This window comes from Anoxybacillus tepidamans PS2 (assembly GCF_000620165.1).
GTDB lineage: Bacteria > Bacillota > Bacilli > Bacillales > Anoxybacillaceae > Anoxybacteroides > Anoxybacteroides tepidamans_A.
The window spans coordinates 1-9,135 of the sequence record NZ_JHVN01000039.1 but is presented as its reverse complement, the minus strand read 5'-3'; the positions used below and the strand labels follow the sequence as shown (position 1 = coordinate 9,135).

The following is a 9,135-nucleotide window of genomic DNA, read 5'->3' as shown; positions in this document are numbered from 1 at the left end:
ACAGTCGAACCATCGAGATGGCCAATAAGCCGTCCCTTGTCCGAAGGCGATTCATCTCCCACCTACTCCCTTTCGTTCCTTGAGGTGGGAGTCTTCTCGCCTAAAGTGATAAAAGCGCACGGGATGAGGGTTCAAAAAAGGAACGGCATACCCCGTTTAAAGCGTTTAAAAAGAAAAAAAGTAAAACATTTTCTGCAAGTGCAAAACCGATAAACACAAACGCCCATATCCCGATCGAAGCAACTATTACATTTTTCCTTCCAAAGCGATCCGACAAATAGCCGCCGATAAACCCGCTAAATAGGCTAAAGAACGCGCTTGTGCCGATAATCATCCCCGCTTCTACAGCGCTGGCGCCTTTTACTTTCGTCAAGTAAATCGATAAAAACGGAATCGTCATAAAAGTAGCGGTTCTCGCAAATAGCGTTCCGATAATGATATGTATACTGATGGGATGTAATTTTCTTAACAACCCGGCACGCTCCTCTTCTAATCGTATATTTTGAAAATAATAGTCCTCTCGATTATGATAAAAATGCAAATATTTCTACTAGGAGGTTTTCATATTGAAAACATACCTTTCTCTTCTGTTTGCCGTCATGTTTTTAGTCATGTGCGGCTTCGGCATCATCATCCCTGTTCTCCCGTTTTTTGCAGAAAAAGTTGGAGCAAATCCGACTGAGCTGGGACTGTTGATGGCCATCTACTCGCTCATGCAACTTTTATTTGCTCCGATCTGGGGCCGTATTTCCGACCGATATGGACGAAAACCAATTTTATTTATCGGCATTACTGGGCTATCCCTCTCCTTTTTTCTATTTTCAATCGCTCACACCCTTTCGATGTTATTTGTTGCGCGTGTTATCGGAGGGATTCTTTCTTCAGCTACAATGCCTACGGCCATGGCATATGTTGCTGACGTCACGACACCGCAAGAACGCGGCAAAGGCATGGGAACAATCGGAGCAGCGATCGGGCTTGGATTTATTTTCGGTCCGGCAATTGGCGGAATATTTTCAAAGGCTAACCTGCACACTCCATTTTTGATAGCGGGATGTCTTTCTCTTGCCACATCGCTATTTGTGTTATTGTTTTTAAAAGAATCGTTGCCAAAAGAAAAAAGAATATTAAAAACTGGAAACAAAATTTCAGTTTGGCGAACCATTAGTGGACCGATGATATTCCTATATGTGCTGCAATGGTTTATTTCGTTTTCGCTATCGGGGTTAGAAGCAACGTTCGCTTACTATTCAGCGAAGCGCGCCGGTCTTCATTCTGCTGAGTTAGGGTACATTTTCATGATCATGGGCCTTGCGAGCGCGTTCATTCAAGGCGGGCTGATTGGCAAGCTGATCCGTTCATTTGGCGAGGGAAAAGTCATTCAGGGAGGAATTGTGATTTCCGCCATTGGCTTTGCACTTATTTTGTTCATACATAATTTTTTCACCGCTGCCCTTTATTTATCGATTTTTGGCATCGGAAACGGGGTTATTCGCCCATGTTTATCATCGCTTGTTACGAAACATGCGACAGGTGGCCAAGGAAGTGCGACGGGGCTGCTTTCGTCCTTTGATTCGCTTGGACGCATCGCCGGGCCACCGATTGCCGGATGGTTATTTACAATTACGATAGACCTCCCATATGTATCCGGCATTGCTCTATCCGTTCTCGCCCTTTCCTGCTATTATTTATTCGCTTACAGACTAAAAAAGGTACAACAGGTCGGTTCATAAAGGAAGCGCTTGACGCTTCCTTTTACAATGATCGATCATGCTGCTGAAAAGCTGCATGTTGTTTTGATTCTTTGACAAAAAAATAAATAATGAACAAGAGGGATATGACATCAAATGCAGCTGCCATGCTCCTTAGTCCAATCGCATCCAGCAAAAAGCCTGTGCCAAGAAGAATGACTTGAAACATGATGCGATCAAGCATGTTTATGAACCTTCCCCACCTTCCCTCCGTTAAGAGGTGGAAATGTTAAAAAAATCAGAAGGAACATGCCGTTGCAAAAAACTCTAAATTGCCGATAATACCGCCCCATATCCCTAATCTTGTAATAAATTCCTCTGCAAGAATGAGCCATACATTTCTGTTTTTCCACATCCCCAACGTTTCCCTTTCTTTTCCAAACATATTTTACCACTATATTTCGATTGACGAAACATTTTTCTTAACGACCTTCTTCATTTTTAGTTACATTGATTATTTAGAACATAGTTTTGTTGAATAAAAGCAACTAAAAGTAGGCGTGAAACGAAAAAATTGTTAAGATAGAAAAAACAGATGAAAGGGTGACTGAAATGTCTATCAAGTTATACTATACCTCTCCCTCTACAACAAACTGGGTCACGACGGTGACAAGCCAGCAAAAAGAAGGAAATACATACATCGTAACATTGGCGGAAACCGCTTTTTATCCAGAGGGTGGCGGACAACCTTCCGATAGTGGCACAATCGAGGGAATTCGTGTGATTGATGTGTTTGAGAAAAATGGAGAAGTGTATCATCGGCTTGCGACTCCTGTCGCCTCATCAACCGTGCGTTGTGAAATTGATGGGCGCCGCCGCTTAGACCATACACAGCAACATAGCGGACAACATTTACTATCTGCGGTGTGCATCGATTTATTTGACGCCCATACGGTAGGTTTTCATCTCGGTAATGATGCTGTCACAATTGACTTAAACATTCCATCACTATCAGACGAACAGCTGCTTGCCATCGAAGATCGGGTTAACGAGCTCATTTACGCGAACATCCCTGTTGAAACATATTACGTTTCAAAGGAAGATGCCGCCGCTCTTCCATTCCGCAAGCTGCCGGAAGTAGAGGGGGAAATCCGCGTCGTAGAAATGAAAGGTGTCGATCTTTCCGTCTGCTGTGGTACGCACGTATCAATAACAGGAGAAATCGGAATCATTAAGCTGTTAAAAACGGAGAAGCATCGCGGCATGACACGCCTCTTCTTCAAATGCGGACAGCGCGCGCTCCATGATTACCGATCATCACATACCACTTTAACAACAATTGCGCAGCATTTTGCAACAAATCGCGACATGCTCGCAAATGTTTTATATAAATTGGAAGCAGAAAACAAAGAGTTGCAAAAACAGCTGCAGCAGCTAAAACAAACGCTATTCCGAATTGAAGCGGAAAAAATGGCCCAACAGTCCCATGCCGCCCCTTTTGTTCTTAAAGTGTATGACGACTTGACGCTAAAAGACTTGCAAATGCTCGCCAACGAAATCGCTTTGCAACATCATAAAACGGCTATTTTAGCAACAACAGTTGAAAACCGGCTTGTCATTGTTAAAAGCCCTACCCTTAACTTGCATATTGGGAACTGGTTAAAACAACAGCTGCAGTCGGCGAATGGAAAAGGTGGAGGAAACGAACGACAGGCACAAGTCGCTTTTCCATCTAATATAGAGCTTTTTTCGTTTATAAACGAGTTGCAAGCGGAAAAGCAGCTTATGCTGCCAATTGACTAATTCGGCGTTTCAGCATATTGGCGTACAATACATTACAAAAATATTACAAAACCTACTCATTTCCTCTAGCCGAAATGAAAATTTTTCTGTACACTACTAACGTATGTTGTTTTCGTTAAGGAGTAGTGGCTGATTATGGTAGATTTGTCTTATCAACAGCTAAAAGAACGAATTACCCAATTAGAAAAAGAAGTTGAGTTTTATAAAAGTTTTGTAAAAGAGCTTTCTTTTCCTTTTCAGTTCACAGACTATACGTTAGAAATGAGAATGGAAAAGAGGCGCGGGCAGAAAGAACCGACAATAACGTCTTTTGTCTCCCAAGAAAAAAACGGTGTCAATCTTCAAGTGCATATAGATCCGTCCACCGATTTGCCATTTGAGCGCCTTGAAGCGTTTTTAGCACCGATTCTTGATCTTGTCCCTCATCATATCGTATTTGTCGACGGCAACGGCATTATTACACTATGCAACTTACAAGCAGCGAACGATACAGGAATGGATCGGGACGCAATGATTGGCAAACATATACGCGAGTTATTACAATTGCCAGATGAGGCCATCATCACGTTAAAATCAATTGAGATGAACGAACCTATTTATAATCAAGAAGTGCTTGATCGATACTATGGAATTATTAATACACGTTTGATTCATAATGAAGACGGATCCATTAAGCGCGTGATTAGTATGTTTCAATCGCTCAACATGATGAAGGAAACAGAAAAGCTGGCAGTAGCAGGGCGCATCGCTGCCGGCATTGCCCACGAAATCCGCAATCCCCTTACGACGGTTCGCGGATACTTGCAGTTTTTTAAAAATGATCTTCCTGATAGGATCATCTCGCTCATTGATAAATTGCTGATCCCAGAGCTAGATCGGGCCAATAGCATTATTACCGATTTTTTAAATATCGCTAAACCGGCTGAAGTGAAAACAGAAAAGATAAATATTAACGAATTCCTTATGGAAGATTTAGGACTTTTACTGCGCAGCGAAGCATTGCTTCATGACATTGAAGTGGATTACGACTTGGACGAACGGTTAAATAGCTATGATGTCGAAGCAGACAGAAACCAATTGCTGCAAGTCTTTTTGAACTTATTTCACAACGCGATCGAGGCCAAAACTGAAAAAGCGATGTGCGTTTTCGTTTCAAGCAAGCTCCATAACAACCTTGTGCAAATCTATTTTCGCGATGATGGACCTGGAATTCCTCCGACGATTATTGATCATATTTTTGATCCATTTTTCTCAACAAAGGAAACAGGGACGGGGCTCGGATTATCTCTGTCGAGAAAAATTATTGAATTGCATAAGGGAACAATGAAAGTGCAAAACGGTGATGTAGGAGCATGTTTTATTATTGAACTGCCTGTTATTAAGCGGGAAACTGCCTCTTCATGAGGTAGTTTCTTGTTTTTGTTTGTGCACTTGTCTTGGCTGCTCACCATGAAAGGAGGAATTTTTATGAGGCAAACGTTTACTCTAAAGCAAAAAACGGCTCAACTCTTTCACATTCTTTTTCCCATTTTAGTGACACAAATAGGACTTTATGCGATGAACTTTGCCGATGTCACGATGTCAGGGCATGCGAGCGCCGAAGATCTAGCTGGTGTAGCAATCGGTTCAAGCGTCTGGGTCCCCGTATTTACTGGAATTAGCGGCATATTATTAGCTTTAACGCCAATCGTTGCTCAGCACCTTGGGGCTGGACGGCATAAACAAATTCCTTATTACGTTATACAATCGGTTTATTTAGCGATCGCCATCGCCTTATTAGTTCTGTTGTTCGGTTCGCTTGGGCTGCATAACTTTCTTATGAGAATGAAACTCGATGAAAACGTACGGCGCATCGCCTATCATTATCTAATTGCCCTTTCATGCGGGATCATTCCTTTGTTTATTTACCATGTCCTCCGTTGCTTTATCGATGCGCTCGGGCAAACAAAAGTGACAATGCTGATTACGCTCGCTGCCTTACCTATCAATGTGCTGTTCAACTATTTATTGATTTATGGACGGTTCGGATTTCCTAAATTGGGCGGAGTCGGCGCAGGGTACGCCACAGCAATTACATATTGGTTTTGTTGCTTCATCGCTTTTTTTGTAGTTCATCGGTTTCACCATTTCTCCCGTTTTCAAATCTTCCGCCGCTTTTATCGTGTTTCGTTTTCGGCTTGGAAAGAACTATTGAAAACAGGCGTACCCATCGGATTTGCGATTTTCTTTGAAACAAGCATTTTTGCTGCTGTTACGTTGTTAATGAGCCAGTTTAGCACAGCGACGATTGCGGCTCATCAAAGCGCCATCAATTTCGCCTCACTTCTTTATATGCTTCCGCTGAGCGTTTCGATGGCGCTCACCATTGCAGTCGGATTTGAGGTTGGAGCGCAACGTTACCGTGATGCTAAACAGTATAGTTTTCTTGGAATTGGAATGGCGGTTGCTGCAGCCGTTGTCACCTCATTATTCCTCTATTTTTTCCGGAGCGAGGTGGCCGCTATGTATACAGATAATCGATATGTGCTGCTATTGACCAAACATTTTCTTTTGTATGCCATTTTTTTTCAGTTTTCTGATGCCATTGCTGCTCCGATTCAAGGGGCGTTGCGCGGATATAAGGACGTTAACGCGGCTTTCGTTGCTTCCCTGCTATCTTATTGGTTGATTGGCTTGCCTGTGGGATACATATTAGCCAATTTCACCTCCGCACAAGCGTTTGGATATTGGATCGGGTTAATTACAGGGCTGGCTGCCGGTGCTTTCTTCCTTTCTTTCCGGCTGTTATTTATCCAAAAAAATATGATGGCGAAAAAAGAGACGGAAGAAGTTTGATTGATCTTCTTCCGCTCTTTTCTTTATTTGTGATTTGTGGCTTTTCGCCCCTCATCTTTAATTTGTTAGCACCATGCCGCACCAACAATAATTAACAAGATGAATAGGACGACAATCAATACGAAGCCGCGACCGTAGCCATAGCCTCCATAACCATATCCGAAGCCGCCATAGCCGCCAAAGCCACCGTAGCCCCAGCCATATCCAAATGGCATACTATCCCCTCCTTTTGGTTACTTTTTTGTCATCGCTGGTATTAGTACATCCAGCCACCAACAAATGCTGCACCAACGATAATTAACAAAATGAACAACACTACGATTAACGCGAAACCGCCGCCGTAAGCTGCACCCATCTTGAGCACCTCCTTCGTTTTTGTACTAGTAAATTATTCACTTACACTCAAAATGGTTAGACGTTTTTGCAAAAATGGGTGTTTGCTGATAAGAAAAATAAAAAATTATTAGTGAAACATCATGTTCAAACACATATGAGCGCCCTTTTGCTTCAAAAACGATCCGTAGCAGCAACGGGCAAAATCCCCCTTCTTATAAGACAGCAGTCTTCTAAAACACATAAAAGAAGACCTTCAGATCAGAAGGTCTTCTTTTATGATTCTAGCGACTTATGTTTATGCAATTGTTGCATCCTCTTTGTTTTGGCGAATGAAAAAATAATTAAGGCGCACCAAATGCAGCTGAAGGCATAAAAGTGCGTTTTTGTGAATGTCTCGTGAAATAGAAAAATGCCGAGCAACAAACTGATCGTTGGGGAAATGTACTGAAGAAAACCAACCATCGTAAGCGAAATCCGCTTCGCTCCCTTCGCAAAATATAATAGCGGCAACGCAGTGGCTGGGCCCGCACCAATCAACAGAACCGTTTCCCATAAAGAAAGTGAAAGCATATTATGATGATGACCATATAAAATTATTAAGTATCCGAGCGAAAGAGGTGTAGCAATCATCGTTTCAAATGTCAAACCGATCGCTGATTCGAACGTTGTCAATTTTTTCACTAAGCCATAGAAACCGAACGTTAACGCAAGCGACAAAGCAATCCAAGGAAACTTGCCATATTGAAATGTAATAAGACAGACTCCTAAAAATGCCAATAAGAACGAAACCCACTGCCATATATTTAATCGTTCTTTCAACGCCACCATTCCTAAAAGGACACTGACAAGCGGATTAATATAGTAACCTAAACTTGCTTCAACGATGTGTCCATGGTTTACAGCCCATATATAAATAAACCAGTTGGCGCTGATTAGGAAAGCAGAAGCAACCACTCCCCCCGCCAGTTTTGGCTGTTTCAGCATCGCAACAAGCTGCTCCCCACACAATCGTATTTGCTTGGTCGCAACTAGCAATCCAAGCATAAAAATAAATGACCAGACGATGCGATGTGCCAAAATTTCCATAGCTGCATGTTCATCGAGCAGCTTCCAATAAATCGGCAACACTCCCCACATCAAATAAGCAGCCGTGGTATATATCACGCCGACTTTTTCATCATGTCCTTTCATTGCTACATATCCCCTTTGTTTTTCAAGTCGTGAATAGTTTAATTATAAATCGTTTTGCTTGCCTTTCCAAGAAAAAAACCGATCAGCTTTCTTTCTGCAATAAGCAAGTTTTTTGTAGCTAATCACGATAACTTCCTCTCACTCAAGAAGGATTTAGTAAAAATTTAACGTATCTGTTGAGAAATCCCCTACCTTCAAATGACATGCGGGTGGGAGAAGTTCGTTTACCACCAGCCTTTTTTCTTAAAATAAAAAGCAATAGAAATCCCTAATCCGATCATTAACACTAGTGCATAAGCATATCCATATTTCCACGCCAATTCAGGCATCAACTTAAAATTCATACCGTACACCCCGGCGACAAATGTCATCGGCATGAAAATGACACTTACTAGCGTTAACGTTTTCATGATTACATTCATATGATCAGATTTTAATGAAAGCTGCAAATCAAAAATGCCCGATAACGTCTCTTTCAACGTATCAAGTGCAGCTGTAATCCGAGCAAATCTGCTTGTAACATCTTGGAGATATGGCCGCACTTCTTCTCCTATATACGGAAATTTTGGATGATGAAGGACTTTCATCATTTCCTCTTGCGCCTCTATGATTTGACGAAGCTCGTGAAGTTTTATTTTCCATCGATATACACTATGGCCGATGTCATTTTCAAACGGTGTTTTAAACACTTGTTTCTCAAGCGTTTGAATATGGTCGGATATATCATCGATAATACGTAAAAAATGAAAGGTCAGTACTTCAAAAAACTCATACAATACAAAATCAGGGGAAGAACTGTGCTCTAAATGGTGAAACAGTTTATCTTTGATTTTTTCAACTATCGGGGCATCGTCTTTCGCATAACTAATGACGTGTTGCTTTGTCACGATCAGCTGTAGGCGGCTTATTCGCCAATCACTCTGCACGAAAGCAAGCGAAACAAAAATACAATCATCGTACACGTCGATTTTAGGAAAATCGCTTCCTAACAAAAGCAATTGTTGAGCCAACGGATGGACATTCATTTGTTTTAGCATGATTTGCAGTTCATCTTTGGAGTTTTCATTAAAATGGAGCCAGCATACTTTACTAGATTCGCTATTTGACATGTTTTATTTCCTTTCTTGTATCATGGTTTATTGATTAGTATGAAAAAAACCTTAATCGTTTATAAGCGATTAAGGTTTTCAAAGTGTTGAAAAAGTCAGGCGTCAAGAAAAAGTTCACGGAACATGTGAACTTTTTCTTTTCTTTTGGCTTTACATTTGATACGTTAAAG

Annotated in this window: 9 protein-coding genes and 2 pseudogenes; 4 read left to right on the top strand and 7 right to left on the bottom strand. The window is 41.6% G+C overall.

Annotated elements, in window-relative coordinates; genetic code table 11:
* Positions 1-106: 106 nt before the first annotated feature.
* Positions 107-499, bottom strand: a pseudogene (locus N667_RS0117220) (MFS transporter); the annotation flags it as partial.
* Between the two features lie 100 nt (positions 500-599).
* On the opposite strand from N667_RS0117220, the gene N667_RS0117215 reads away from it, so the two are divergent.
* Entirely contained in the window at positions 600-1,733 is a 1,134-nt protein-coding gene (locus tag N667_RS0117215; RefSeq protein ID WP_051530092.1) for an MFS transporter, read from the top strand.
* Between the two features lie 22 nt (positions 1,734-1,755).
* On the opposite strand, the gene N667_RS0117210 is transcribed toward N667_RS0117215, so the two are convergent.
* Together N667_RS0117210 and N667_RS20435 are read right to left on the bottom strand one after the other, a co-directional pair.
* Positions 1,756-1,935, bottom strand: a complete 180-nt coding sequence (locus N667_RS0117210) for a hypothetical protein (RefSeq protein WP_027410651.1) — start codon at positions 1,933-1,935, stop codon at positions 1,756-1,758.
* A 50-nt stretch (positions 1,936-1,985) separates the two neighbouring features.
* A pseudogene (locus N667_RS20435) lies at positions 1,986-2,106 on the bottom strand (MFS transporter); the annotation flags it as partial.
* A 197-nt stretch (positions 2,107-2,303) separates the two neighbouring features.
* Here N667_RS20435 and N667_RS0117200 point away from each other — a divergent pair.
* From N667_RS0117200 to N667_RS0117190, 3 genes are all read left to right on the top strand, one after another.
* Positions 2,304-3,494, top strand: a complete 1,191-nt coding sequence (locus N667_RS0117200) for an alanyl-tRNA editing protein (protein WP_027410650.1) — start codon at positions 2,304-2,306, stop codon at positions 3,492-3,494.
* 144 nt (positions 3,495-3,638) lie between these two features.
* The gene (locus N667_RS0117195; protein ID WP_027410649.1) at positions 3,639-4,898 is read left to right on the top strand and encodes a two-component system sensor histidine kinase NtrB; all 1,260 of its coding nucleotides are present in this window, start codon (positions 3,639-3,641) and stop codon (positions 4,896-4,898) included.
* Positions 4,899-4,961: 63 nt separating this feature from the next.
* Positions 4,962-6,329 (top strand): MATE family efflux transporter, encoded by a 1,368-nt coding sequence (locus N667_RS0117190; protein ID WP_027410648.1) that lies wholly within the window; start codon positions 4,962-4,964, stop codon positions 6,327-6,329.
* A gap of 65 nt (positions 6,330-6,394) precedes the next feature.
* Here N667_RS0117190 and N667_RS19625 read toward each other — a convergent pair whose 3' ends face one another.
* The 4 genes from N667_RS19625 to N667_RS18945 form a co-directional block, all read right to left on the bottom strand.
* Positions 6,395-6,544 carry a YjcZ family sporulation protein gene (locus tag N667_RS19625; protein WP_084279293.1) on the bottom strand — a complete coding sequence of 50 codons (150 nt, stop codon included), beginning with the start codon at positions 6,542-6,544 and terminating at the stop codon, positions 6,395-6,397.
* A gap of 41 nt (positions 6,545-6,585) precedes the next feature.
* Positions 6,586-6,684, bottom strand: a complete 99-nt coding sequence (locus tag N667_RS19620; RefSeq protein ID WP_082063809.1) for a YjcZ family sporulation protein — start codon at positions 6,682-6,684, stop codon at positions 6,586-6,588.
* Positions 6,685-6,938: 254 nt separating this feature from the next.
* Positions 6,939-7,856 carry an EamA family transporter RarD gene (rarD, locus tag N667_RS0117170; protein ID WP_027410647.1) on the bottom strand — a complete coding sequence of 306 codons (918 nt, stop codon included), beginning with the start codon at positions 7,854-7,856 and terminating at the stop codon, positions 6,939-6,941.
* 224 nt (positions 7,857-8,080) lie between these two features.
* Positions 8,081-8,965: a magnesium transporter CorA family protein gene (locus N667_RS18945; protein ID WP_051530091.1), complete on the bottom strand. Its 885-nt coding sequence runs from the start codon at positions 8,963-8,965 to the stop codon at positions 8,081-8,083.
* Positions 8,966-9,135 lie beyond the last annotated feature (170 nt).